Here is a 24042-nt window from a genome sequence, read left to right as displayed (position 1 = left end):
TAACGGGTTAGACTCCCGATTTATGGCAGACAGCGAATCGAACCCGGCCGACGTTGCCGAGCTCGCCGAAGGTTTGCACCGCGCGCTGTCCAAATTGTTTGCCATGCTGCGGCGCGGGGACCCCAGCGGGGCCGCGGCCGGGGAATTGACCCTGGCGCAGCTGTCGATCCTGGTCACCTTGCTCGATCAGGGCCCGATCCGGATGACCGATCTGGCGGCGCACGAACGCGTGCGGACTCCCACCACGACCGTGGCGATCCGCCGCCTCGAGAAGGTGGGGCTGGTCAAGCGTTCCCGCGACCCGTCCGACCTGCGGGCGGTCCTGGTCGACATCACCCCGCGCGGTCGAGCCGTTCACGGTGAGTCGCTGGCCAATCGTCGCGCGGCCCTGGCCGCGATGCTCAGCCAGCTCCCCACCGCCGACCTCGACACCCTGATGAAGGCGCTGGCACCGCTGGAGCGGTTGGCCTCCGGCGATCCCACATCCGGGCCGGCCGGCGTCCCGCCCGCCCGCCAGGAAGCCTGAAAACCACCGGCGTTCAACGCTATTCGTCTATCGTTTCGGTCTGGGTAGACTTTCCCTCATGCCCACTGCACTCATCACCGGCGCCGGACGCGGGATCGGTACGGCGATCGCGACGGCGCTGGCGCCGACGCACACCCTGCTGCTAGCCGGCCGCCCGTCCGACCGGCTCGACGCGGTCGCGGAGCGGCTCGATGCCACCACGTTTCTTCTGGACCTGACCGACGGCGGCGATATCGAGGCCGCCTGCGAAATCGTGGACGAACTCGACGTGCTGGTGCACAACGCGGGCTTGTCGATCCCCGGGAACGTCGCGGATTCCCACGTCGACGAGTGGCGTGCCACCTTCGCCGTCAACGTCTTTGGGCCGGTGGAACTTACGCTGGCGCTGCTGCCCGCGCTGCGACGGGCCCGTGGCCAGGTCATCTTCATCAACTCCGGCGCGGGCCGCAACGTCTCGCCCGGCATGGCCTCCTACTCGGCCAGCAAGTTCGCCATCCGCGCCTTCGCGGACTCCCTGCGCAACGACGAGCCTGAGTTGCGCGTCACCACGGTCTATCCGGGCCGCACCGACACCGACATGCAACGCGAACTCATCGAATTCGAAGGCGGCAGCTACGATCCCGCGAAGTTCTTGAAGCCGGAAACCGTTGCGGCCGCGGTCGCCAACGTGGTGGCCACCCCACCCGACGGGCACGTCCACGAGGTGGTGCTGCGGCCGGCCGGACGATAGCGGCGCTACACGACCAGGTTGACCAGCCGACCGGGAACCACGATCACCTTGCGCGGGCTGGCGCCCGCCAAGAACGCCTGGACCTTCTCGTCGGCCAGCGCCGCGGCCTTCAACGTGTCCTGGTCGGCGTCGGCCGCGACCGTCACGCGTCCGCGCACCTTGCCGTTCACCTGCACCGGATATTCCACGGTGTCGTCGACGAGGTACGCCGGGTCGGCCACCGGGAACGGCCCGTGCGCCAGCGAGGTGGTGTGGCCGAGTCGCAGCCACAATTCCTCGGCCAGGTGCGGTGCAAGCGGCGCCAGCATCAGCACCAGCGGCTCGACCGCCGCGCGGGGCACCGCGTCACGGTGCTCCTTGGTGAGGTGGTTGGTGTATTCGATCAGCTTGGCCGCCGCGGTGTTATTGCGCAGTGCCGCATAGTCTTCCGCGACCCCGGCGATGGTGCGGTGCAGTACCCGCAGGGTGCCGGGGGCCAGCTCCTGCGCGGGCCCGTCGAGGACCCGCGTCTCGCCGCTCTGTTCGTCGACCACCAGCCGCCACACGCGCTGCAGGAAGCGGTGGGCCCCCACGACGTCCTTGGTCGCCCAGGGCCGGGAGGCCTCCAGCGGGCCCATCGACATCTCGTAGACCCGCAACGTGTCGGCGCCGTAGTCGTCGCAGATCTCGTCGGGTGAGATCGAATTCTTCAGGCTCTTACCGATTTTGCCGAATTCCTGGAAGACTTCGACCTCCCCCCCGGGCGCCGGGTAGACGAAGCCGCCGTCGCGTTCGACCACCTCTTCCGCGGGTACATACGATCCGCGCGCGTCGGTGTAGGCGAAGGCCTGGATGTAGCCCTGGTTGACCAGCCGGCGGTAGGGCTCCCGCGAACTGACGTGGCCCAGGTCGTAGAGGACCTTGTGCCAAAACCGCGCATAGAGCAGGTGCAACACCGCGTGCTCGGCGCCGCCGACGTACAAGTCGACGCCACCGGGATCCTGCGGGCCGTGCTCGGCCGGCCGCGGGCCCATCCAGTAGGCCTCATTCTCCGGGGCGGCGAACCGCTCCGAGTTGTGCGGGTCGGTGTAGCGCAGCTCGTACCAGGAGCTGCCGGCCCATTGCGGCATGACGTTGGTGTCGCGACTGTAGGGCTTGAGGCCGTCGCCGAGGTCCAGCTCGACGTGCACCCACTCCGTCGCCTTCGCCAACGGCGGCGAGGGCTCGCTGTCGGCGTCGTCGGGGTCGAACAGCACGGGCGAGTAATCCGGCACGTCGGGCAGCTCGACCGGCAGCGCGGCCTCGTCGAGTGCGTGCGCACGCCCGTCGCTGTCGTAGACGATCGGGAACGGTTCGCCCCAGTACCGCTGGCGGGCGAAAAGCCAGTCGCGCAACTTGACTTCGACGCGGGCCCGGCCGCGGCCTTCGGACTCCAAGCGGGCGGTGATCGCTTCCTTGGCGGCGGCCACGTCCAGGCCGTCGAGGTATCCGGAGTTGACCAGCACCCCGTCCCCGGCGTAGGCGGCTTCCGAAATATCCCCGCCGGCAATGACTTCCACGATCGGTAGACCGAACTCGTGGGCGAAGTCCCAGTCGCGCTGGTCGTGGCCGGGGACGGCCATGATCGCCCCGGTGCCGTATCCGGCCAGCACGTAGTCGGCGATGAAGATCGGCACGGGTTTCCCATTGGTGGGATTGGTGGCGTAGCTGCCCAAAAAGACGCCGGTCTTCGCCTTGCTTTCCTGGCGCTCGAGGTCCGACTTCGAGGCGATGGCGTGCCGGTAGGCGTCGACCGCTTCGGCCGGCGTCGCGGCGCGATACGTCCAGCGCGGGTCGGTACCGTCTGGCCAGGTCGCAGCCACCAGCTCGTCGACCAGGTCGTGCTCGGGCGCCAGCACCAGATAGGTGGCGCCGAACAGCGTGTCGGGCCGGGTGGTGAACACCTCGATGTCGACCGTCTCGCCGTCCGACTTGGTCGCCGAAAACAGGGCCTTGGCGCCGGTGGATCTCCCGATCCAGTTGCGCTGCATGGTTTTGACCGCCTCCGGCCAGTCCAGCAAGTCGAGGTCGTCGAGCAGCCGGTCGGAATAGGCGGTGATTCGCATCATCCACTGCCGCAACCGCTTCCGGAACACCGGGAAGTTGCCTCGGTCGCTGCGACCGTCGGCGGTGACCTCTTCGTTGGCCAGTACCGTGCCCAGTCCGGGGCACCAGTTCACCATCGAGTCCGCCCGGTAGACCAGTCGGTGGCTATCGATCACGTCGGCCCGCTCCCCCACCGACAAGGCGGCCCAGTCCCGCCCGTCCTCGAGCCGGCGCGCACCGGAATCGAATTCGGCGACCAGTTCGGCGATGGGGCGGGCCTTGTCGGCGGCGGTGTCGAACCAGGCGTTGTAGATCTGCAGGAAGATCCACTGCGTCCACTTGTAGAACTCGACGTCGGTGGTGGAAAAGCTGCGCCGGCTGTCGTGGCCCAGCCCGAGGCGGCCCAGCTGGCGCCGGAAGTTCACGACGTTGGCCTCGGTCCGGGTGCGGGGGTGGGTGCCCGTCTGCACGGCGTATTGCTCGGCGGGTAGCCCGAACGCGTCAAAACCTAACGCGTGCAACACGTTACGGCCCGTCATGCGGAAATAGCGGGCGTATACGTCCGTCGCGATATAGCCCAGTGGGTGGCCGACGTGCAGGCCCTCCCCCGACGGGTAGGGGAACATGTCCTGCACGAACAACTTGTCGTCCGGGACGGGGGACCCGTCCGCCGGAGCCAACGATCCGACCGGGTTGGGCACGTTGAACGTCCCCAGCTTCGCCCACTTGTCCTGCCACGCGCCCTCGATCCGGCCCGCCAGCGCCGCGGTGTAACGATGCGGCGGGGCGTCGGAGTCCGGCTGGGCGGCGCCAGAGCCGCTGCCTGGGGAAGTGGTCGGGGATTCGGTCACCTGAACAGGGTATAAGGGGCGACACGGCCAGTTCGCCGGCCACAGGTTGGTCTCGGTTCCGTTGCGCGCCGATCAGGGGTTCATCCCAGGTGTATTTCGGGCCTGTTCACCGCCTTTGACCTCTAGTTACAGTCGGCCACTATCGACGGCTTCTGGTATCTGAGCCATGGGAAGGACCGACGCAGATGATTGACATCGTCCCCGTCCACCGGGCACTGCTCGGCGGTATGGTCGCCGGCCTGATGGGGTTGGCGGTTGTTGCGGGCGGCGCGGCATCGGCGGACCCGTTGCCCCCGGCGCCGGCACCGGTCCCGGCCGTCCCCGCCCAGGCGCCGCAGAACCTCGGGCCCGAGCTGGTGCCGCCGAGCAGATACCTCGCCGCGCCGCAGGCGGCGACTCCCCTGGCGCCGCCGGCCACCGCCGGGGCTCCGGGAGCGGCGGCACCGGCCGCGGCCACGCCGGCGACCCCTCCGGCCCCGGCGCCGGTTCCCGCGACGTCCGGAACCATCCGTGAATTCCTGCAGTCGAAGGGCGTCAAGCTCGAGGCGCAAAAGCCGCAGGGATTCAAGGCGCTCGACATCACCCTGCCGGTGCCCGCCCGCTGGACCCAGGTGCCCGACCCCAACGTGCCCGACGCGTTCGCCGTTATCGCCGATCGGCGGGGCAGCAGCATCTATTCCTCGAATGCCCAGGTGGTGGTGTACAAGCTGGTCGGCGACTTCGATCCGAAGGAGGCGATCACCCACGGCTACGTCGACAGTCAGAAGCTGCCGGCGTGGCAGCCGACGAACGCCTCGATGGCCGATTTCGGGGGCTTCCCGTCGTCCATCGTCGAGGGCACCTACCGCGATGGGGACCTGACGTTGAACACGTCCCGGCGCCACGTCATCGCCACGTCGGGACCCGACAGATACCTCGTCTCGCTCGCGGTGACCACCGATCGCGCGGTCAGCGTCGCCGACGCCCCGGCCACCGACGCCATCATCAACGGTTTCCGGGTCGCCGCCCCCGGCGCCGCCGCCCCGGCGCCGGCCCAGGCTCCCGCCGCCTCTCCGGTCGGGCGACCCGCTCAGCCGCCCGCCGCTCCGGCACCCGCCACCGCTCCGGCCGCTCCAGTTGCCCCGGCCCCGGTTGCCCCGGCCGCTCCGGTCGCTCCGGTCGCTCCGGCCCCTGCCGCTCCGGTCGCCCCGGCCGCCCCAGTTGCCCCGGCGCCCGCTACGGCTCCGTTGGTGCCGCTCGCCCAGACGACGCCCGCCGCCCCGGCCCGGCTCCCCGCGCAGGCGCCGCTGACCAACCAGCAGCACACGCCCAGCCTGCTGGCGATGGTGCCGGGCCTCCCGCCGCTGCCGAACTTTTCGTTCCTTCAGCACTGAGTCCGCCCGCAGAGCCGGATGAGCGGGCCGGCAACCCGGCTCGTATTGTGAGCCCATGCTGATTGCGGGCGTGCTGTGCATGTGTGCGGCGGTGGCCTCGGCGGGGTTCGGCACCTGGTCGCTTGCGCACAATCGGAATTTCGGCGCCACGGCGCTGGCGCTGCGCGCCATGGCGCCCACCCAGTTGGCCGCCGCGGTGATGCTCGGCGCCGGCGGCGTCGTGGCGCTGGCCGCGGTCCCACACACCGCCCTGGTGGTGCTGATCGTGTGCGTCGTCGGGGCGCTGGGGACGCTGGCCGCGGGCTCCTGGCAGAGCGCGCGTTTCGCGCTGCGCCAGGAAGCGGCGGCGCCCGCCTGCGCGGGCAGCTGCGCCGGCTGCACGCAATCGTGCGCCTGACCTCCCGCTGGGGGAGCGCTAGTTTCGGCTGATGTCGATCGGGTGCGTCGCGAGCAGCGAAAGCGGCAGCGGCTGCCGGCGCAGGACGTGGCCCCACAAGTCTGACCTCGGCCCGACGAGAACGTCGGATGGCAAGGCGGACAAGACAATCCAGTCGTCGCGTTCGATCTCGCCTTCGAGCTGACCGATCGTCCAGCCGGAGTACCCGGCGAAGATGCGCACCCCCTCCACCAGCGGTGCGATCGTGTCGGGGTCGGCGTCCAAATCGACCATCACCACCCGGCCGTCCACGTGCCGCAAGCCCGGCGCGTCTTGCGGATCGGCGCCGACGCGCAACGTCGCCAGGCACAGCGCGGCGTCACGCTTCACCGGGCCACCGATGAACATCGTCTTCGGCTTCGCCGCCAGGTTGGTCCACTGGGGCAGCACGTTGTACACCGCGGTTTCGCTGGCGCGGTTGAGCACCACACCCAACGTGCCGCCATCGTTGTGCTCGACGATGTAGATCACGCTGCGCCGAAACGTCGGTTCGAGAAGATCGGTGTTGGCGAGCAGCAAAGTGCCCGCGCGCACTCGTTGCGCGGCGGGTGCGACGTAGTCCTCTGGATCCTCCGGCGGGGGCACCCCACCATCATCGCATCCACCCGATCGTGGCCCAGGGCAATCGAGAGCGGGGAACACAACGATTTGTACTGTTGTTGGGACAGCTCTGAGCGCGCGAGCTTGCCAGCCCCAATCGTGGAAGTCGGTTTCGGTGATCCCAACCCGGATGCAGTCCAGCGCACCCGTCGACATCTGGCGGTCGGTGCGCGGTTTGCCGGACTTCTGGCGGCTGCTGCAGGTGCGCATGGCGAGTCAGTTCGGTGACGGCCTGTTTCAGGCGGCGCTGGCCGGAGCGCTGCTGTTCAACCCGGATCGGGCGGCCGACCCGCTTTCCATCGCGCGCGCCTTCACGGTCCTGTTTTTGCCCTACTCGCTGCTGGGACCGTTCGCCGGCGCGCTGATGGACCGGTGGGACCGTCGGCTTGTCCTCGTCGGCGCCAACGCGGGCCGCTTGATCCTCATCGCCGCGATCGGCACGATTCTGGCGGTCCGGGCCGGCGACCTGCCGCTGCTGCTGGGCGCCCTGTTCGCGAATGGCTTAGCCCGCTTCGTGGGGTCCGGGCTGTCGGCGTCGCTGCCGCACGTGGTGCCGCGCGAGCAGGTGGTGACGATGAACTCGGTGGCCACCGCGGTCGGGGCCATCGCGGCGTTCGTCGGCGCAAACTTCATGCTGGTGCCGCGGTTCATCTTCGGCGCCAGCGACAAGGGCGCCTCGGCGATCGTCTTCATCACCGCGATTCCCGTGTCGATCGCGTTACTGCTGTCGTGGCGGTTCGGCGCGCGGGTGCTGGGCCCCGACGACACCCGGCGCGCGATCCACGGACCGGTCATCTACGCGGTGGTCACGGGCTGGTTGCACGGAGCGCGCACGGTGGCGCAGCGCCCGACGGTCGGCGCCACGCTGTCCGGCCTGGCCGCCCACCGGATGGTGGTCGGGATCAACTCGCTGCTGGTCTTGTTGCTGGTCCATCACCTGCCCGACGCCGACGGTGGGGGATTCGGGACCGCCCTGCTGTTCTTCGGCGCCGCGGGCCTGGGCGCCTTCCTGGCCAACCTGCTGACGCCGCCCGCGATCCGTCGCTGGGGGCGCTACGCCACGGCAAACGGTGCGTTGGCGGCCTCGGCGATCATCGAGGTCGCCGGCGCCGAACTGCTGGTCCCGGTCATGGTGGCGTGCGGCTTTTTGCTCGGTGTGACCGGTCAGATGGTCAAGCTGTGCGCCGACACGGCGATCCAGATTGATGTCGACGACGCTCTTCGCGGACACGTGTTCGCCGTGCAGGATGCGCTGTTCTGGGTGGCGTTCATCGTCGCGATCACGGCGGCCGGAATGTTGATTCCCGGCGACGGACACGCGCCCGCGTTCGCTCTGTTCGGCTCGATGCTCTACCTGGCCGGCCTGGCGGTGCACAGCTTCATCGGGCGCCGCGGCGAGCAGGCGAATGACCGCTAAGGTGACGACGTGACGTGTCCGACGGCCGCCGCCGACAGGGGAGGGCGCCGATGACCGGACCCGCGCCCATGGTCGAGGACCTGCGCGCCGAAAGCGACGCGCTCGACGCCCTGGTCGCGCCGTTGGAGCCCGAGCGCTGGGCCGATCCCACGCCCGCGCCCGGCTGGACCATCGCGCACCAGATCGGCCACCTGCTGTGGACCGACCGCGTCGCCCTGATCGCCGTGACCGACGAGCCAAGATTCGCCGACCTGGTGGCGGGTGCGGCCGCCGACCCGACCGGCTTCGTCGACAAGGGCGCCGAAGAACTCGCAACCCTGGCGCCCGCCGAGCTGCTCGCCGACTGGCGCGCCACCCGCCGGCGGCTGCACGAGGAGCTGCTCGGAGTCACCGACGGTCGCAAACTCCCGTGGTTCGGCCCACCGATGAGTGCGGCGTCGATGGCCACCGCGCGGTTGATGGAGACGTGGGCACACGGTCTCGACGTCGCCGACGCCCTGGGCATCACGCGGCCCGCGACCGACCGCCTGCGGTCGATCGCCCATCTGGGGGTGCGCACCCGCGATTTCGCCTTCGCCGTCAACAATCTGGCGCCCCCGGCCGAGCCGTTCCGGGTCGAGCTGCGCGGACCCGGCGGTGACATTTGGTCCTGGGGACCGCCGGAGGCTGAGCAACGGGTCAGCGGCTCGGCGGAGGATTTCTGCTTCCTCGTCACTCAACGGCGCCCCCTGAGCGCCCTCGACATCACGGCCCGAGGCGCCGACGCGCGGCGTTGGCTGGAGATCGCGCAGGCTTTCGCGGGGCCTCCCGGCCCCGGGCGATGAGCGAGTGAACAGGACCGGGGCCGTCAACCGCGTCCGCGCGATTGGCGCGTCACCGACGTCAGTGCAGGGGGCCGCCGTAGCTCGCCCGGTTCTCGGCCTCGGCCTCTTCTCGCAGCGCCGTGATCGCCAGGTTCAGCCTGTCGGCCAACTCACCGTGGCCGTACCCGGTCATCACCCCGGGATGCAGAGTCAGTTTGATCAGCCGGCCGTCTGAATTCGCCACGGCGTACACGTCGCCCAGGTCGACGCTGTAGGTCACCGCCTCGGCCTGCGCCACCAGGGCTTCCCACTTGTCGGCCGCTTCGCTCAGTTCCCGAAGAACCGACTCGACGAGATCCTTATCGCTGAGATTCGCGCGACTGCCCGAACCCGACACGAGGGACAGTATCGTCGACCCCTCCGACCAGCGTCAATTCATACGCGGCGGGTTCTCGGCTCAACTGCCGGGCGTCGACGCGGCGAGCTTGTGATACCAGGCGAGGTGGTAGTTCGCCGACACCGTGTCGCCGCTGGCAATGGCTTCGGTGGCCGCCATCAACATGCACTTGAGCAGCAGTCCCGGATTGACGTTCGGATACTGAACCAAAAGCTGGTAACGCGCTGTGTCGAGATGCACCCGCAGCACGTCGACCTCCTGGTCGACGACGAACGTGCCCGCGGCCGCCGCGTCGGCCAACCGCGTGACGATCTTGGGCAGCTCGGCGCGCCCCCGGGTGACATGGCTGAGCGCCGCCGCCAGGTCATCGATGGCCGGCAGCTGGCGCGGCTCGACAGAAGATCGGGTCGCGGCGAAGTCGACCGAGCGGCGCAGCGAATCACCGGGGGTGTAGGTGACCACGCCGGTCGTTTCCCCGATCAGTGCGGCGACCCTGCCGCTGCGTCGCTCGGGTTCCAACAACCGCACGCCTGCGGGAAGGCTGATGCCCGACGGGATCCAGCCGTGGGCGAGGTCGGTGACCAATACCGTCGTCCCGTCGGCGCGATCCCCGATCGCCCAGTTCAGCCGTGGCTCTTGCCGTACCACGAACTCGAGGAGCCGGTTCAGCCGGTCTTTGTCGAATCCCGTTGGGGCCACCGGCTTTTCGACGGGCACCTGCACGGCCTCGGCGGCTTCCACGGGAGCTTCCGGCGCACTAGCCGCCGGCTCGTCGCCGCCAACCCGCGCGGGCTCGTCCGCCGGGGCGTGGTGGCGTCCGCCCGCCGCGGGTTCGAGGGGCTCCTCAACGGGCTCTGGTGCGCTGTCGGCCGGCGCCTCGACCACCGGCTCCGCGTCCGTGACCACCGGAATGACCTGCGTCTCCTCGAGAGGCGGCGCATCGGCAACCCCGGCCGGCTCCTCCGGATCGGCGGTGGCTTCCTGGCCGGGTGCCGCCGGCTCGTCCCCAACGACCGACTCATCCACAACCGCATGGTGGCGGCCGCTTGCGGTGGATTCTTCGACCGGCGGCTCGAGAGCTTCCTCGACCGGCGCCTGGGGAACTTCCTCGACCGGCGCCTCGGGAGTTTCCTCGACCGGCGGCTCCGGAGCCCGCTCGGCCGGCGTCTCGACCACCGGCTCCGCGTCCCTGACCACCGGAATGACCTGTGTCTCCTCGAGATGCGACGCGTCGGCGGTCCCGATCGCCTCGTCATCGGCGGTGGGCTCTGGCTCGCTCGCCTGTGGTTCGTCCGGGCCAGCGGCCGGTTCGACCGCGGGGCGGCGACGCCATCTCGGCGTCGGCTGGGGCGGCTCCGCGGCGTCGTCGATCTCGCGGACCGCCGGTAGCACCTGCGTCTTTTCCAGGTCCGCAGCGGCACGTTCCAGGCCCGGCGGAGGCGCAGCGGGGGCCTGCGCGCCGCTCTGCACCGTATGCAGGTAGCGAATCGTCGATTCGACTCGGCGCACGGCACGGCCGCGGGCTTCCTCGATGACCCGCGCCTCGGCTGCCTGCCGGGCCGGGTCGGTCATTCCCGCCCGCTTGAGCATCTTGAGTTGGTCGTTGGCGCCGTTGGCAATTCGCTGCAGGTCGGCCCTGAGATACTCTGCGAGAGTGGCGGTTTCGGCCGTGACCGTCGACAATTCGGCAGGCCACAGCCCGCCTGTCACCCAGGGGGTGCAGTCGATGGGAGAGCTGAAGGCCGGAATCGCCAGGGATTCCCGGGTAGCTCTCCGGAGGCGCTGACGCGCCGTCATCCGACCGAAGATCGCCACTAGCTAAGCGTACCGGCAGTGGCCGGGCGACTTGTGCGGTCAGTGAATTGTGCGCCCGCAACGGCCTGGGTAGCGTGGGGACATGGCTGAATCTGCACTGCAGCAGCAACTCGACGAGGTGCGCGCGTTGCTCGCCCGCGCGCGAGAGTTGTTCGGCCCCAATCCCGTAGAGCCGCCCACGGGCATCGCTCCCGATCCCAGCGCAGCGAAGCCATGGCTGCGCTAGACCGGCAGCGCAGCTGAGATCCGCGCAGAACGCCTAGCGTCCGCCATCGCGGCGGCGCAGTTTGTGCGCCAGCAACTTCTCAATGGCCGCATCGAGGTCTCGCGGGGTAGGAACCTCGGCGGACGGGGTGTGTCCTGCCGCGACGATCTCGTCGCGAATCTCCAGCAACGCCTTGAGGCACGACACATCGGCGGTGAGCACGATGCCCTGCGCCAGGGTCTCGGCGTCAGTTTCCATCGCCTCTTCGCTCAGCGCGACACTGTGCATATAGCCGCCGCGGCAAGAGCGGACGAGGATGTGCCCACTCGGGTGAACGGTGTCGAAAGCGGGATTCGCGTCGGTCATCGACCGCGGTCGACGACGTCGCCGAACTTGCGTGCAGCCTCCTGCTCGTGCTGTTCCCACATCGTCGCCGATACGGTCAATTGGTCGGCCAAATCGGCGTGGTCAGCAGCCTGCTGCTCATAACACTGGCGTCGCAGCTCGAGCAGCTCGCGGCCGGCGTCGCGCAACTCGCTAAAGATCGGCCCGAGCGAATCAAGGCTCTCCTGGATCGCGGCGTGCGACGACGGAACGGTGCGCAAGTACTCCGAGGTGTCCTGATGATGCGCGGCGGCCTGACGTAAGTGCGCGGGCACCACATGTATCGAATCTGCCATCCGCTGTCTCCTGTTGACGACCGCCGTACGTGCCGGCGAGTTCATTTTTCTCAGGTGGTCGACGAGGTTGCCGGCCGGGTAGGTGTCGGTGGTTCAGGCTTAGTCGGCGTGGTCGCGGACGCGGCCGACGCCGGCGGATGCTCCCAGCCTAGAAAGCTCGGTCCGCTCACGGTGGCGATGTGCTGAATTTGGCCATCAAGAAGCGCCTTGTCAGGGCCGAGGGCAAGGGCGTGACGGTCCGTGAACATCCCGATGTCGCCCGGACTCACGTGTGGCGCATCGATGGGGTTGGCGACCGCCGTTCCCGGTGGGGGAATGGTCATTCCCTGTTGTTGGAACGCTTCCGCGATCGGCGTTCCGCCGACGGCGGCCTGGATCGCCGCCGCCAACTGCGGGCTGGCGGCGGTCACGGTTTCGCCGTCGGGCAGGGTCACCGGCGTCGGGCCGGCCGCTGGCTCGTCGGATGACGCGTCCTGCGGGCCGTTGTTCTCGTCGGGGTTGTCCGAGGCGTCGAGCGCGCTCGGGTCTTCCTCTTGGGCATCCGGTAGTTCTTCGTCGGCCAAATCCTGCAGCGCCGGATCGCTTGCGTCGTCGCCCTGCAGCCCCGAAAACGGAAGGCCGCCCGGCCCTTCCCATCCCGCCATGGAAGCGGGCATGGTGCCCAGACCCGGGAGTGGCCCGCCGCCGAAGTTCGGCATCGGGGGCGCCATCGGCGTTTCCGTTGCGGGCGCGAACGGGGCGCCCGCCGCCGCGTCCGGCCCCGGAACGTCTCCGGGCAACAGTTCGTCGTCATCGGCCAGCAGCGAATCCAGCAGCGGATCCCATTCGGGGCCGGTATCGCTCGACGCATCGGTCGTACCGACCGCGGGCACATCACCAACGGACGCCGTGGGTGGGTGTTCGCCCGGCCGATTGGGTTCGTTCTTGGACGCGTCGTACAGCGACGTCCATGCGGCCATCAGCGCCGATTTCGACGTGTCGTCCAGGCTGGCGTTCAGGACCACCGCGCGAATGTCTCGGAGCTTGCCGATGAGGAAGCGTTGGAAATCGCGCGCTCCCGCGGGAGTGTCCAGGTCTGATCTCATCCGTACCGCGGCTTCGGTTTCTTGTTGCAGCTTGGTGAGCGCTTCCCTGCCGTCGACCGCATTCAGGTGCGCGTTGAGGATGGCCGAAACGACCTGCATGTCCAGTTGCGAACTCGCCGAGTTCTGCTGTGCCAGAGCGGCTTCGGCGCTGGCGATGGCGTCTGCGGCCGCACCCGATTCCCGGTCCGGTGCTGTCGCGGTTCCTTCGAATACTCGCCCCGTGGGCGGGCTGCTCGCCGGTGCGGCACCGAACACGTCCGCATGCTGTCGGCGGATCTTGCGCACGATCGCCTCGAGTTGCTCGGTGCCCGTGGTCGGCGTGATCACCGCGGAGACTTCGGTGGGCGCCAATCCCGTCTGCCACGCGTTTGGATCGCCGGTGCGGTCTCGAACGTGTTTGACCGCTGCCAGGAGATCGTCGTAGGCCGACATCAGATCCCCAGGCGGCGCTGCAGCGGCCCCCGCTGCGGGAAATGACGCGACCCCTCCATGCCCGGCGACAGTACTCAGGGGCGTTCCTGCCGACAATTCACTGAGCTGCATGGTTGTGGACTAGTTCCGGTTAACTGCTGCCGACGGTGTACTGCGCCCGAAGGTTCTCCAACACAGCCCTTTTCGCCTGAACGAGCTCGCGCGCCCCGGCCACTACCGCGGCGATCTCGCGTTGCTTGTCCAGCAGAAACTTGTGAAACTCGCGCGCCCCCATGGGCGTATCCACGGCGAGGTTCGCTTGCTGCACGACGGCATGGTCAATCTGTTCGGCGATGGCGTCGAGTCGCCGGACACTCTCGCGCGCCGCCGCGTGAGCGGTGTTCAGCACGTCGGTGAGCACGCGGTCGGCTTCGGACGCGGCGCCGTGCTGAGTCGCCAGCGTTGATCGCCGCGCCTCAACGGCCTCTAACGAGGACTCGGGTTGTTCCGGCATCGGCTCACCCTTCTCGTCGTGCCCGGATCGCCGGGCGGACTTGGCGTGTCATATCGGTCGGCGTATCGCAACGTTGTTGCCCAGTCGGCTTATTCGCACCGACGCGCCCGCGTACGGCGCCTCGACAACGAGGTTGTTACCGATGGCGAGCTGGACGTGACCGGAGTGCGGAAAGACCAGATCACCCGGTCGCACCTGCGAACGGGGTACCGGGATGCCGTCGTTGATCTGCTGATATGTGGTGCGGTCCAAGTGAATACCGGCCCGCGCGTAGCTCCACTGAACGAGCCCGGAACAGTCGAACTGGTCGGGGCCGGTCGCGCCCCAGACGTAGGGACGGCCCAGCCGTGACAACGCGGCCCGCACGGCGACCGCGGCGCGGTCGTTCGGCGGCAATCCGAGGCCCCGCCCGTGCCGCAGCCGATACCGCAACGCCAGCAGGGCCGCATGGTGCTGTCGCGCACGCAACCTCGCCGACACGACGTGGGCCCGTTGCGTACGCAGTCGCGCCACGCGGCGGCGCATCGCCTCTCGCTGCGCCAACGGGGTCGACGGGGGCACCGTGGCATCGGCGCGGGCCGCGTCGAGGACGTTTTGGGTCAGGTCGCGGGCCTGCGCGCGGTCGCGGTGGACGCCGTTGAGCAGGTCGGTGACCGCGGCGTCGGTCCCCGCGGCTGACGTGAGGCGCTGCCGGCTGTGGTCCACCGCAAGTTGGTAGCCGCCACGGGCAAATCCGTCGTTCAGCCCGGCGGCCCGCCGCAACAGCCCGCGGTAGTGCCCGGTGTCCGCATCCAGCGCTGCGGGCGTCGTGCCGCCGGCGAAGAGTTGATGAGCGCGGCTCAACGCCTCGACTTCGCTATGGCTCACTGTGCCTCCTCGCCGCTGTCGTGGCTGGCCTGTTCTCGGCTCGTCGTCTCAACCGCCTCGGTGAAGGCGTGCACGCGGGGGAGGGCGCCCGGCGAAATGACACCGCGATTGCGGATGTCCCATATCTCGTCCACGTCGACGCCCACCAGCGCGGCGATGATCGGCTCCGGCAAGGAGGACTGTGCGCAGGCCCGGTCGAAACGGGCGCTCAGGCTGGCGGGCATCCGCTTCAGCAGGGCCGTGCGCGTCGCCTCCAGGGCCTGCAGATGCTCCATCAGCCGTTCGGTCGAATCGGCGCCCGCGCTCACCGCCACCCGCCAGGAGCTGGCGGCGAGCATCTCCGCCTTCACGCACTGAGCGATCACAGACAGAATATACGTCTCATATTCGTTTGATGTTGTCGCAGGAAGCCGATCGATGACGGATTTGAGGGCATCGAGCTGGGCTTCGGCATAGCCTTCCAGCACTTCGGTGTCGCTATGGCGGTCGACCACCACCGGTCCGGAACGCCGTGCGGACATCGCGGCCGCCGGCGGCGCGGCCATCAGCCGGGCCAATTCGGCATCCGGATCGGCGGCCACCAATAGCCGGGAGTAGGTGCCCGGCGGCAGGCCAAGCCCATTTTCAATCTTCTGAACTGTGCTTTTGTGCGGTTTACGGGCGCCGCGTTCGAGAAAGCTGAGCCCCATGATGCTGACCCCGGTCGCGGTGGCGAGGTCGGCTAATGACCAATCCCGCGATTCTCGCAACGCGCGGATAGCCGCGCCGGCCGATTCACGGCTCACCACACGCTCCGGCCATAGGCCGGATAGTACACAGCCACCGTCTCGGATATGCAGATATACGTTTCCGTCGACGTTTCTCTTGCGCGGTCGGCCTCTCGCCGTATACGCTTTTGCCTACGTTTCACGCTCGACAAGGAGACCGACATGGGACACCCGTGCGCAGCCAACCCGGAGCTTTGGTTCGGCTACCCCGACGACGACGGTGGTGACGGCGCGGCGAAGGCGCGCGCATACGAACGGTCGGCCACCGAGGCGCGCCTGCAATGCCTGCGCCGCTGCCCACTGGCACAACAGCGCCGCTGCGCCCAACACGCCATCGCACACCGCGAGGAGTACGGCGTATGGGCGGGCGTAAAGCTGCCGGGCGGCCAGTATCGCAAGCGTGACCAGCTGGCTCACGCCCACGACGTCCTGCGGCGTATTGCGTCGGGCGAAATCAACTCCCGGCAGCTACCCGAGAATGCGGCGCTGCTGGCGCGGCACGAACACGAGGCGGTCCCGGTGGCCGCAGTCGTGTTGCATCTGCCGCTGGCCCAAGTCGGGCCTCGTACGGCTGCCTGACGTCGCGTCGCAATCCCAGCTCGGCAGTTTGCTGAACCAGTCAATGGGGTAGTCGGGGTCGGCAAGACCAGTCTGTCGACCTTAAAGGCGCACCCATGACGTTCGACCTGACCCCGACGGCGGCACAACACGATCTGGCCCGACGCACCCATGAGTTCGCCGAATCCGTAATACGCCCAGTAGCCCTCGAATACGACCAACGCCAGGAGTTCCCCTGGCCGGTGCTCGAAGAGGCGGCCCAACAAGGTTTCTACAGCCCGCTGTTCTACCGCGACCTGATCGGCGACCCGACCGGCATCTCCCTGCCTATGTTCATGGAGGAACTGTTCTGGGGGTGCGCCGGCATCGGCCTGGCCATCGTGATGCCCGCCCTGGCGCTCTCAGCGATCGGCCAGGCCGCGTCCCCGGAGCAGATGCTGGAGTGGGCGCCCGAATGTTTCGGCACCCCAGGCGATCTCAAGCTCGCCGCCCTGGCGATCTCCGAGCCCGAGGGCGGCAGCGATGTGCGCAACCTACGCACGCGTGCCCGCCGCGACGGTGATGACTGGATCATCGACGGCCACAAAATGTGGATCGGCAACGGCGGCATCGCCAACGTGCACGTGGTCAACGCGGTAGTCGACGAGGAACTCGGCCATCGAGGTCAGGCGCTCTTCGTGGTGCCCGGCGGCACGCCCGGCCTGAAACTGCTGCGAAAGCTCGACAAGCTGGGCTGTCGGGCGTCCCATACGGCCGAGCTGCTTTTCGAAGGCGTGCGCGTGCCGCGCGCCAATCTGCTCGGCGGGGAAGAGAAACTCGAACACAAACTCGCCAAGGCGCGAGAAGTTGTGGCGGGTGGAAAACGCTCCGGTTCAGCGACGTTGGGAACCTTCGAGCAGACGCGACCCATGGTCGCCGCCCAAGCCATCGGGATCGCCCGTGCGGCGTTGGAGTACGCGACCGCGTATGCCACCGAGCGTGAGGCGTTCGGCGGGCCCATCATCGACAACCAGGGCATCGCGTTCCCGCTCGCGGAATTGGCCACGCAGATCGATGCGGCCCGGCTGCTCACCTGGCGGGCCTCCTGGATGGCGGCCAACAACGTTCCCTTCGAACGAGGGGAGGGCTCGATGTCGAAGATGGCCGCCAGCGAGGTAGCGGTCAAGGCCACCGAACGCGCAATTCAAACCATGGGCGGCTGGGGCTACATCACCGATCACCCGGTCGAGAAATGGTATCGGGATGCCAAGCTGTACACCATCTTTGAAGGAACCAGCGAGATCCAGCGGATGGTCATCTCCAACGCCCTGGGCGCGGCCGTGGGCACCCCGCCGCTGCATGTGGTCCTCGAGCCGTCCGGGGGACCGCTGAACCGGGTCTTCGGGCGGGGTACGCCGTTGCGGTCCCGCGTCGCCGATACCGCCCTGTCGATGCAGGATCGGGTGCCCGAGCCGGTCATGCGGCTGGCCATGAAGGTGCTGCGGCCCCCGGGCAAGTGAGTCGGCCGGGTACGGTCGCGGATGACGGCGCCGTTGAGGAGTCCGCGACGGAGGGTGAACGATGAGCAACCTTGAAGCCGCGCCGGCCGAAGTCGCCTGCGCCGCTTCGCAACACCCGGGCATCTCGCCCGGGGTGGAGGTGCTGCATCCGCGCGAGGTTCCCTTGGGGGGCCCGAGGGCCATACGGGTGCAACGCACGTTGCCACAACGAGGACGCTCGTTGATCGGTGCGTGGTGTTTCATCGACCACTACGGTCCGGTCGCCGCGAGGATGGATGTCCCGCCGCACCCGCATACGGGACTACAGACGGTCAGTTGGTTGTTCAGTGGGGAAGTGGAGCACCGCGACAGCGCCGGCGTACGTGCGGCCGTTAGGCCCGGCGAGCTGAATCTGATGACCGCGGGCGCCGGCATCTGCCATTCCGAAGTGTCGGTGGAGTCCGAACCCCTATTGCACGGCGCGCAGCTTTGGGTGGCGCTGCCGGCTTCCCATCGCGACACCGAGCGAGGCTTCGCCCACTATGCGCCCCCGCCGGTCTCGCTACCCGGCGCCGAACTGCGCGTGTTCCTCGGCGAGCTGGCCGGGAGTCGTTCGCCCGCAGTGACATTCACTCCGTTACTGGGCGCCCAGCTCGACCTCGACGCCGGTGCGGCACTGGACATCGATGTCGATGCCGCCTTCGAACACGGGGTGCTCTGTGATTCGGGCGTCGTTCAGGTGGGTGGGACGCCCCTGGCAATCGCCGACCTGGCGTATCTGAGCCCGGGCCACCGGCAGCTGCATGTGCGCAACGTGGGGGAGCGGCCCGCGCGGCTGCTGTTGCTCGGCGGCACGCCGTTCGCCGAAGAGTTGGTGATGTGGTGGAACTTCGTCGGACGAAGCCACGAGGACATCGTCAACTACCGCCGACTGTGGGAGGACGGCGACGATCGATTCGGTGCCGTCCACGGATACCGGGGAGCGCTTTCCCGGCTGCCCGCCCCGCCGCTGCCGACCACTCGGCTGCGGCCTCGACCGATACCCCGAAGAAAGGAACGTACCAATGACGACCGATAAGACCGGCGCGGAAACCACTGTCACCCTTGAGGACGGCAAGTACACGATCGCCGTCGAGGGCAAGACGGTGGGACTAGCCGATTTCGCCGACCGCGGCGACCAACGCGTCTTCTACCACACCGAAATCGACCCGGCCTACGGCGGACGCGGCCTGGCGACAATCCTTGTCGAGGAGGCGCTCAACGAGGCGCGCGATGAAGGCAAGCGCATTGTTCCGGTGTGCTCGATGATCGGCACGGTGCTCAAGAAGCATCCTGAATTCGACGACATCACGGACCCGGTCACTCCGGAAATCACGCAGTGGGTGCGGTCTTAGGAATATTCAATGGCCGGGGGGCGTCTGCGGCGCGGCGATTGGGCAGATATACGTTAGAGTTTTCGCGCTTAATTGATCTCGTCCGGTTTCGGCCATCCCCATTTTTTGGACGAATTAGACCGGCGCAGGGTAAGCAGCTCTTCGCAAACGCGTTCGGCAGTCGACTGATCCGCAAATAACTCCTCCACTCGAGTCAGGTTCGTCGACAACCAATTGGCCTGATCTATCGGCGCGTCTGCTCCCGTGTCGTCGCCCCCTTCTAGGTACTGGCGGATTAATGCTAGTCCAAACCAATCGTCGGAGACTGTTTGAAGGAGCGGTACTGCAGCGAAATAGATGAGGCCGCGATCATTGACTAAGTCCCACCTGAGCTGCTCACCGGTAAACGAGATCGATGCATCAATGTCGGCCAGGCCTCGGTTGGATGAATTGGTAATCCGGTACTTTGGATTGAGGTAAAGAACGCCGACATATTGAACAATAAATTCCAGAAGGGTTTTCACCGCTAACCTCCGATCTTAGGCGGGACTAGGGTATAGCCGTCCACTACTTGGTAACCATGCGACCTCAGGTAGCTGAGTTCGGCGGCAGTATAAGTATTATCCAGAATGCTATCGATTGAAGTTGACAACCTAATAGTGTCCCGATTTGCGATTGCAATGTCGAGCACATGCTGATTCGCCGCAAGTCGCTCAATGGGTGTGGCCGAGTTCCATGCGTCGCCGATATCGAAGTAGCTTGCGCCCCTCTCCTGTGCGAGATCGATGTACGAGGGCCCCCCGAGCGGGTGTTTAAATGGTCCCAGAACGGTTTCCCCGCTGCCGGTCAGATGCGCTTCGGACATTGCTCGCAGCTCGGGTGGCATGTAGTTGAGCGGGTTGTCCAAGTGGAATTCAGGATGCGCTGGATCAATGACAACCGGCGCCGGGCTATCAGGTAAGGCCCCCACGTGAGGTCCGGCCGGCGCATGTTCGACGGGCACGTCGCCGTGCGGAGCGGGCGGCGTGTGCTCCACCAGGGGCGGCTCGAGAGGGTGAGTGCCCGGGACCGGCTCCCCGGGTAACGGGGCATGAGAAGCCAGGTTCCGTTCTGCGGCTTGGAGGTGTTCCTCGGCTCCGGCGAGTGCGCGGGGGAACACGTTGTCGGCCGTCAGACCCTCCAACATCTCGCGGCTGAAAAGCATCTTCAGGCCCTGAAAGGCCGCCTCGCCGCCCGCCTTGAGCGCCGGCGCCCCGGCCGCCAGGGTTACGGCCGTAAAGAGGGGTTCGGAAGTCGCTTCCACTCGCCCGGGATCCGGTGTGCGCATGCCGGTCAATTTGCCGCCGTTGAAGGTGTAGTACGTGCCGGTGGCTTGGTCGAAGAACTCGCCCGTGCCGTTCTTGAGCTGGCCGTAAGCCTGCACGGGCTGCCCGTTGACGTTATAGGTGAACGTGAAATGCCCGTCGGGGCCGACATTTATCGATGCAGGGTCAATGCTGTTGTAGTCGGGAATCTTGCCCAGGTCGTCGAGAGCGCGGGCGAGGTCGGCCTTGAGCTTGGGCAGTTTGGCGCTGGCCGCCTCGCCTTCCGGCGAACCCGGGCCATGGGTATACAGGTCGGCCGCGGCTTTACTGAGCGCCTCCTGCGCGGCACGCACCTTGGCCATTTGGTCCACAACGGCCTGGTTGGTGGCTTGGCGAATGTCAGCCAACGCGGCCTGTTGGGCGGGGGACGCTGGGGCCACGCCGTCAGCATCGGCACCATGGAGCGGGGCGCCGTCGTACCCTTCGGCGTGAAGGCTGTTCAGTGATTTCTGAAGGCCGTCGGAGTACCCGTTGCGAATTGACTGCAGCGCGGCGAGCGCGGACTTGGTGTCGCGCAGGGCGTCGTCCTCCAGCGTGTTGATGAGGGCGTGCAGCTCGTCCTTTTCCCCGGCGCTGAGGCTTTGGTCGTTTTGCAAGATGGAGACGGCCTGGCTGACCATGTTCGAGATGTTCGTCAACTGGGCTTCTAAGGTGGCGATGCGCGCGGCTCCGGCCTTCTGCGCATCGGCCAGCGACGCGGCGATGTTTTCCAGGTCCGCGGCGATCTTGGGCAGCTGCAAGGACTGCGCCCCTAGGGATTTCGTGACCCGCTGAACTTCGTCAGAGTCGTTGATGGGATGACCGCCGCCGTCGTGGTGGTTCCAGGCGGCCTCGAAGCGGGTGCGGGCTTGCTGGAAAGCGTTCTCGGCCTCCGCCGTGCATCGGCCCGCCCGGTGAAAGGCGCCGGCCAGATTGGAAATCTGCAACGGGTTGCCCGCCTGCAGGCTGGCGTTGATCGCCCAGGGGTCACCACCGGCTTCGGCGATCAGCGCCTGCTCATCTATGTACGGAAGTCCCACAGCACCGCTCGCGGCCGCGCAGCAATCAGCGATCGTCCTCGCGATCGCATTGCGCGCATTTCCAACCCTTCCTGAGCTAGCTCATAAGGCTACTGGCGCATACGCGCTCGTCAATTCATGGCCAAATCGAATAGGTTCCGCAATACCACGGTGCGACGACGGTGCGAGTTCCTGCGCTGCGAATTCCTCGGCGAACGGAACACGACGTGCCAAATCGGAGGATGACGCTCTACGCCCTGAATCGGGTGGCGCCGTAACAGCGTTCGCTCTCAGGCCTGTAGTTGGCTGCGGACCTCCAGACGCCTGAGCTTGCCCGACGACGTACGGGGCAATGATCCGGGCGGCATCAGTACGACATCGGCCGGAGTCACCCCGCACACCGAGATGACCCGCTTGATCACAGCGCTACGGGCCACATCGTGATCCGAACCCATGAATTCCGCGGCGATGAGTAACCGCGACTGGGCGGCACCGGATTTGGAGCCGACCGCGACCACGCCGCCGTGGCGCACCCCATCCACTTGCGCGGCCACCTGCTCGACTTCGGTGGGAAAGATGTTGCGCCCCGCGATCGTGATGATCTCTTTGGACCGGCCGCAAATGACCAGTTGGCCGTCGACGAGATAGCCAATGTCTCCCGTGCGGAACCACTCCGCACCGCGATCAGTCTCGGTGGCCGCGTCACCGAAGTACTTCGTCATCATCGATGATCCGCGGATCTCGACTTCCCCCACGCGGTCATCCGAGCCGTGGTCAGTCGGGCTTACGCGGAGCTCCATACCGGGGATGGGGTGGCCCAGCAGTGCATACCGTTGCCGCGTACCGGATTCCGTCCGCTCATCGATGCGCAACCCCTCCCCGCAGGCGGGCATCGTCACGGCACAGGTTGACTCGGCCATCCCGTACGCCGGGGTAGCGGCGGACGGCGGCAATCCGAACGGAGCCATCGCCTCGGCGAATCGTTGAAACCCCTCGCAGTCAACGGGTTCGCCTCCATTGATGGCAATCCGCAGCGCTCCCAAGTCGACGTCCGAAACTCGGCCCGAGTAGCGGCCGAGCATGGAATACCCGAAATTGGGGCCCGCGGTGAATGTTGCCGCGCTGGCCGAAAGCCAATCCGCCCAGCGAAGGGGCGCGGCGGAGAACGCCCCCGTCGGCGCCTGCCAAAGCGGCGTCCCGCTCAGCACAGCGGTCAACAGGAATGCCAGACCCATATCGTGGTAAAGCGGCAACCACGAACACGCCCGGTCGGCGGCGCCGTCGAGTTGTAGCCGCCGAATGAGTCCGCGCATGTTGTTCAGCACGGCGTCCGGCGACAAGACCGCGGTTCGGGGGTCGCCGGTGGATCCGGCAGTGCCCTGCAGGATCGCGGCGTTCGAATCGGATTGATTCTGAGGATCATTCGACGCGGGGGTGTGAGCGGCCTCGGCAAGGCTGCTGACCGACAGGGTCGTCTCCGCATCGCGCAGGGTCCGCAGCGTCGCACCGTGACTGAATACCGTGCTGACTCCGATCCCGTGGAAGCGGCTCAGGGTGCTGCGAGCCCACTCAGCCGGGTCGGCGCCGCGCCTGGGGCGGGGCAGAATCGAGACGGCGGCACCTGCCAGCCACGCGCCCTGTATGGCGGCGATCAGCTCAACGGTCGGTTCGCCGACGAGTCCCACGGCGCCAAGGTGATCCTGCTGCAGTAAATGCGTGGCGATGCTTTCGGCCATTCCGTGGACCTCGGGCCAGGGGCGGGCAGTCCATCTATCGGCGTCTTTGTCCAGGACCACCAAGTCATGCGGCGACCGCGTCATCGCGTCGCGCATCGCGGCCGCGAGAACGTTCATGCGTCGGCCCCGGCCGCGATCACGGCCTGCAGGTCGCCGACGGTCGTGCAGGTCAACAGGTCTTCCTCGCTCAATTGCGCGCCGAACCGTTCTTCGATGGCCACCAGGCCGGCGGCGAAGGCGACGGAGTCCATTCCCAGGTCATCTATCAGACGCGTTGTGGCAGTGAGGGTTTCGAACTTGAGGTCCAGGTCATCTCGAAGGATGCTGACCAACTGATCGTCGACGGTGCTGGGCACAGGTTGATTGGAGGAGGCCATGTGCCGGGACCATACCGGGTTGAATTAGGTAAGGCTACCCTCATCGGTATTGTGTGGGTTGTCTCACCGCCAAGGCCGACGCAATGGGCTGCCCGCTGCCGCCGGCTAACTGCGGCTTGCCGGTGCGCCGATTGGCGCACGGGCACAACAACTTTGAGGGCCGTCGGATCCGCGGCGGATGGCCGGCCGGCTTCTCGTTTTCTCCGCTGAGATGATGGTGCTGTGACAGACCCCTGCGCATGGTGCGGTTTTGCCTACGACCTGCGCCGAGCCGCATCCGCCGGTCAGGACATCCGAGCCTCGGCGGCGGACGTCGCTATACTTCTGTCTAACAACAAGATTGGTGTGCGGTCCCGCGCGCGTCCCGACGCATGGTCACCGCTGGAGTACGCATGTCATCTGCGCGATGTGCTGCGGGTGCAGCGCGAACGGGTACTCGCCGCCCGGCGGACGAGCGGCCACGATTGTGCGTCCATGGGCCGCGAGGAGCGGGCTGAGCACGACGGATACTGCGAACAGGACCCGGCTGAGGTCGCTCGTCAACTCGCCGACGCGGCAGCACTATTCAGCAATGTCCTGGCTCGGCTGTCCGCCGATGACTGGGACCGAACCGTTCT

Annotated in this window: 25 protein-coding genes and 1 pseudogene; 12 read left to right on the top strand and 14 right to left on the bottom strand. The window is 67.4% G+C overall.

What is annotated here, in order from left to right; translation table 11 throughout:
• Positions 1-22: 22 nt before the first annotated feature.
• On the top strand, positions 23-526 hold the full coding sequence (locus JF781_RS22875; protein WP_225329720.1) for a MarR family winged helix-turn-helix transcriptional regulator: 504 nt from the start codon (positions 23-25) through the stop codon (positions 524-526).
• A gap of 58 nt (positions 527-584) precedes the next feature.
• Positions 585-1256 (top strand): SDR family oxidoreductase, encoded by a 672-nt coding sequence (locus tag JF781_RS22870; protein WP_225329721.1) that lies wholly within the window; start codon positions 585-587, stop codon positions 1254-1256.
• A gap of 5 nt (positions 1257-1261) precedes the next feature.
• Here the strand turns inward: JF781_RS22870 and leuS are convergent, their stop codons facing one another.
• On the bottom strand, positions 1262-4171 hold the full coding sequence (leuS, locus tag JF781_RS22865; RefSeq protein WP_225329722.1) for a leucine--tRNA ligase: 2910 nt from the start codon (positions 4169-4171) through the stop codon (positions 1262-1264).
• A 185-nt stretch (positions 4172-4356) separates the two neighbouring features.
• Between leuS and JF781_RS22860 the strand changes: the two genes are divergently transcribed.
• Together JF781_RS22860 and JF781_RS22855 are read left to right on the top strand one after the other, a co-directional pair.
• Positions 4357-5544: an LpqN/LpqT family lipoprotein gene (locus JF781_RS22860; protein WP_225329723.1), complete on the top strand. Its 1188-nt coding sequence runs from the start codon at positions 4357-4359 to the stop codon at positions 5542-5544.
• A gap of 55 nt (positions 5545-5599) precedes the next feature.
• A complete protein-coding gene (locus JF781_RS22855; RefSeq protein ID WP_225329724.1) occupies positions 5600-5941 on the top strand; it encodes a hypothetical protein in 342 nt (113 codons plus the stop codon).
• 18 nt (positions 5942-5959) lie between these two features.
• Here JF781_RS22855 and JF781_RS22850 read toward each other — a convergent pair whose 3' ends face one another.
• Positions 5960-6565, bottom strand: coding sequence for a YqgE/AlgH family protein (locus JF781_RS22850; RefSeq protein ID WP_225329725.1), 606 nt, complete (start codon positions 6563-6565; stop codon positions 5960-5962).
• A 99-nt stretch (positions 6566-6664) separates the two neighbouring features.
• On the opposite strand from JF781_RS22850, the pseudogene JF781_RS22845 reads away from it, so the two are divergent.
• Together JF781_RS22845 and JF781_RS22840 are read left to right on the top strand one after the other, a co-directional pair.
• Positions 6665-7997 (top strand): annotated as a pseudogene (locus JF781_RS22845) (MFS transporter).
• Between the two features lie 50 nt (positions 7998-8047).
• Positions 8048-8821, top strand: a complete 774-nt coding sequence (locus JF781_RS22840) for a TIGR03084 family metal-binding protein (RefSeq protein ID WP_225329726.1) — start codon at positions 8048-8050, stop codon at positions 8819-8821.
• 58 nt (positions 8822-8879) lie between these two features.
• Here JF781_RS22840 and JF781_RS22835 read toward each other — a convergent pair whose 3' ends face one another.
• Positions 8880-9206: a DUF2710 family protein gene (locus JF781_RS22835; protein ID WP_225329741.1), complete on the bottom strand. Its 327-nt coding sequence runs from the start codon at positions 9204-9206 to the stop codon at positions 8880-8882.
• A gap of 51 nt (positions 9207-9257) precedes the next feature.
• Positions 9258-11012: a DUF5631 domain-containing protein gene (locus JF781_RS22830; RefSeq protein ID WP_225329727.1), complete on the bottom strand. Its 1755-nt coding sequence runs from the start codon at positions 11010-11012 to the stop codon at positions 9258-9260.
• A gap of 82 nt (positions 11013-11094) precedes the next feature.
• Here JF781_RS22830 and JF781_RS22825 point away from each other — a divergent pair, with 82 nt between their 5' ends.
• Positions 11095-11238: a hypothetical protein gene (locus JF781_RS22825; RefSeq protein WP_014378759.1), complete on the top strand. Its 144-nt coding sequence runs from the start codon at positions 11095-11097 to the stop codon at positions 11236-11238.
• Between the two features lie 33 nt (positions 11239-11271).
• On the opposite strand, the gene JF781_RS22820 is transcribed toward JF781_RS22825, so the two are convergent.
• The 6 genes from JF781_RS22820 to JF781_RS22795 form a co-directional block, all read right to left on the bottom strand.
• Positions 11272-11583 (bottom strand): DUF2694 family protein, encoded by a 312-nt coding sequence (locus tag JF781_RS22820; protein ID WP_020821275.1) that lies wholly within the window; start codon positions 11581-11583, stop codon positions 11272-11274.
• Positions 11580-11897, bottom strand: a complete 318-nt coding sequence (locus tag JF781_RS22815) for an ESX-1 secretion-associated protein (RefSeq protein WP_008262603.1) — start codon at positions 11895-11897, stop codon at positions 11580-11582. Before JF781_RS22815 ends, JF781_RS22820 begins: the two co-directional genes overlap by 4 nt.
• Before the next feature lie 50 nt (positions 11898-11947).
• Positions 11948-13414, bottom strand: coding sequence for a DUF4226 domain-containing protein (locus JF781_RS22810; protein WP_225329728.1), 1467 nt, complete (start codon positions 13412-13414; stop codon positions 11948-11950).
• 130 nt (positions 13415-13544) lie between these two features.
• The gene (locus tag JF781_RS22805; protein ID WP_225329729.1) at positions 13545-13907 is read right to left on the bottom strand and encodes a DUF4226 domain-containing protein; all 363 of its coding nucleotides are present in this window, start codon (positions 13905-13907) and stop codon (positions 13545-13547) included.
• Between the two features lie 48 nt (positions 13908-13955).
• Entirely contained in the window at positions 13956-14774 is an 819-nt protein-coding gene (locus tag JF781_RS22800) for a C40 family peptidase (protein ID WP_225329730.1), read from the bottom strand.
• Complete coding sequence (locus JF781_RS22795) at positions 14771-15559, bottom strand: helix-turn-helix domain-containing protein (RefSeq protein ID WP_225329731.1); 789 nt, start codon at positions 15557-15559, stop codon at positions 14771-14773. Before JF781_RS22795 ends, JF781_RS22800 begins: the two co-directional genes overlap by 4 nt.
• A 144-nt stretch (positions 15560-15703) precedes the next feature.
• Here JF781_RS22795 and JF781_RS22790 point away from each other — a divergent pair, with 144 nt between their 5' ends.
• The 4 genes from JF781_RS22790 to JF781_RS22775 all read left to right on the top strand — a co-directional run bounded on the left by JF781_RS22790 (position 15704) and on the right by JF781_RS22775 (position 18971).
• Positions 15704-16120, top strand: coding sequence for a WhiB family transcriptional regulator (locus tag JF781_RS22790; protein ID WP_008262579.1), 417 nt, complete (start codon positions 15704-15706; stop codon positions 16118-16120).
• A 95-nt stretch (positions 16121-16215) separates the two neighbouring features.
• The gene (locus JF781_RS22785; protein ID WP_225329732.1) at positions 16216-17598 is read left to right on the top strand and encodes an acyl-CoA dehydrogenase family protein; all 1383 of its coding nucleotides are present in this window, start codon (positions 16216-16218) and stop codon (positions 17596-17598) included.
• Between the two features lie 61 nt (positions 17599-17659).
• Positions 17660-18655 (top strand): pirin family protein, encoded by a 996-nt coding sequence (locus tag JF781_RS22780; RefSeq protein ID WP_225329733.1) that lies wholly within the window; start codon positions 17660-17662, stop codon positions 18653-18655.
• Positions 18642-18971 (top strand): GNAT family N-acetyltransferase, encoded by a 330-nt coding sequence (locus tag JF781_RS22775; protein ID WP_225329734.1) that lies wholly within the window; start codon positions 18642-18644, stop codon positions 18969-18971. The genes JF781_RS22780 and JF781_RS22775 overlap by 14 nt, the downstream gene beginning before the upstream one ends.
• Positions 18972-19039: 68 nt before the next feature.
• On the opposite strand, the gene JF781_RS22770 is transcribed toward JF781_RS22775, so the two are convergent.
• The 4 genes from JF781_RS22770 to JF781_RS22755 all read right to left on the bottom strand — a co-directional run bounded on the left by JF781_RS22770 (position 19040) and on the right by JF781_RS22755 (position 23425).
• Entirely contained in the window at positions 19040-19474 is a 435-nt protein-coding gene (locus tag JF781_RS22770) for a hypothetical protein (protein ID WP_225329735.1), read from the bottom strand.
• Between the two features lie 2 nt (positions 19475-19476).
• Positions 19477-21333: a hypothetical protein gene (locus JF781_RS22765; RefSeq protein WP_225329736.1), complete on the bottom strand. Its 1857-nt coding sequence runs from the start codon at positions 21331-21333 to the stop codon at positions 19477-19479.
• A gap of 269 nt (positions 21334-21602) precedes the next feature.
• Positions 21603-23165: a long-chain-fatty acid--ACP ligase MbtM gene (gene mbtM, locus JF781_RS22760; RefSeq protein WP_225329737.1), complete on the bottom strand. Its 1563-nt coding sequence runs from the start codon at positions 23163-23165 to the stop codon at positions 21603-21605.
• Entirely contained in the window at positions 23162-23425 is a 264-nt protein-coding gene (locus JF781_RS22755) for an acyl carrier protein (RefSeq protein ID WP_225329738.1), read from the bottom strand. The genes mbtM and JF781_RS22755 overlap by 4 nt, the downstream gene beginning before the upstream one ends.
• A 261-nt stretch (positions 23426-23686) precedes the next feature.
• Here JF781_RS22755 and JF781_RS22750 point away from each other — a divergent pair.
• A partial coding sequence (locus tag JF781_RS22750) for a DinB family protein (RefSeq protein WP_225329742.1) occupies positions 23687-24042 on the top strand: 356 nt, incomplete at its 3' end.

Origin of the sequence: Mycobacterium sp. WUMAC-067 (assembly GCF_020217485.1) — a bacterium.
Taxonomy (GTDB): Bacteria; Actinomycetota; Actinomycetes; order Mycobacteriales; family Mycobacteriaceae; genus Mycobacterium.
The sequence above is the reverse complement of the archived record's forward strand: the minus strand, read 5'-3'. Positions and strand labels throughout refer to the sequence as shown.

Bases quoted from the DNA above. Each gene is read 5' to 3' on its own strand.
- JF781_RS22875 (WP_225329720.1), top strand. From the start codon at position 23: ATGGCAGACAGCGAATCGAACCCGGCCGACGTTGCCGAGCTCGCCGAA.
- JF781_RS22870 (WP_225329721.1), top strand. From the start codon at position 585: ATGCCCACTGCACTCATCACCGGCGCCGGACGCGGGATCGGTACGGCG.
- JF781_RS22860 (WP_225329723.1), top strand. From the start codon at position 4,357: ATGATTGACATCGTCCCCGTCCACCGGGCACTGCTCGGCGGTATGGTC.
- JF781_RS22855 (WP_225329724.1), top strand. From the start codon at position 5,600: ATGCTGATTGCGGGCGTGCTGTGCATGTGTGCGGCGGTGGCCTCGGCG.
- JF781_RS22840 (WP_225329726.1), top strand. From the start codon at position 8,048: ATGACCGGACCCGCGCCCATGGTCGAGGACCTGCGCGCCGAAAGCGAC.
- JF781_RS22825 (WP_014378759.1), top strand. From the start codon at position 11,095: ATGGCTGAATCTGCACTGCAGCAGCAACTCGACGAGGTGCGCGCGTTG.
- JF781_RS22820 (WP_020821275.1), bottom strand. From the start codon at position 11,583: ATGACCGACGCGAATCCCGCTTTCGACACCGTTCACCCGAGTGGGCAC.
- JF781_RS22815 (WP_008262603.1), bottom strand. From the start codon at position 11,897: ATGGCAGATTCGATACATGTGGTGCCCGCGCACTTACGTCAGGCCGCC.
- JF781_RS22810 (WP_225329728.1), bottom strand. From the start codon at position 13,414: ATGTCGGCCTACGACGATCTCCTGGCAGCGGTCAAACACGTTCGAGAC.
- JF781_RS22805 (WP_225329729.1), bottom strand. From the start codon at position 13,907: ATGCCGGAACAACCCGAGTCCTCGTTAGAGGCCGTTGAGGCGCGGCGA.
- JF781_RS22790 (WP_008262579.1), top strand. From the start codon at position 15,704: ATGGGACACCCGTGCGCAGCCAACCCGGAGCTTTGGTTCGGCTACCCC.
- JF781_RS22785 (WP_225329732.1), top strand. From the start codon at position 16,216: ATGACGTTCGACCTGACCCCGACGGCGGCACAACACGATCTGGCCCGA.
- JF781_RS22780 (WP_225329733.1), top strand. From the start codon at position 17,660: ATGAGCAACCTTGAAGCCGCGCCGGCCGAAGTCGCCTGCGCCGCTTCG.
- JF781_RS22775 (WP_225329734.1), top strand. From the start codon at position 18,642: ATGACGACCGATAAGACCGGCGCGGAAACCACTGTCACCCTTGAGGAC.
- mbtM (WP_225329737.1), bottom strand. From the start codon at position 23,165: ATGAACGTTCTCGCGGCCGCGATGCGCGACGCGATGACGCGGTCGCCG.
- JF781_RS22755 (WP_225329738.1), bottom strand. From the start codon at position 23,425: ATGGCCTCCTCCAATCAACCTGTGCCCAGCACCGTCGACGATCAGTTG.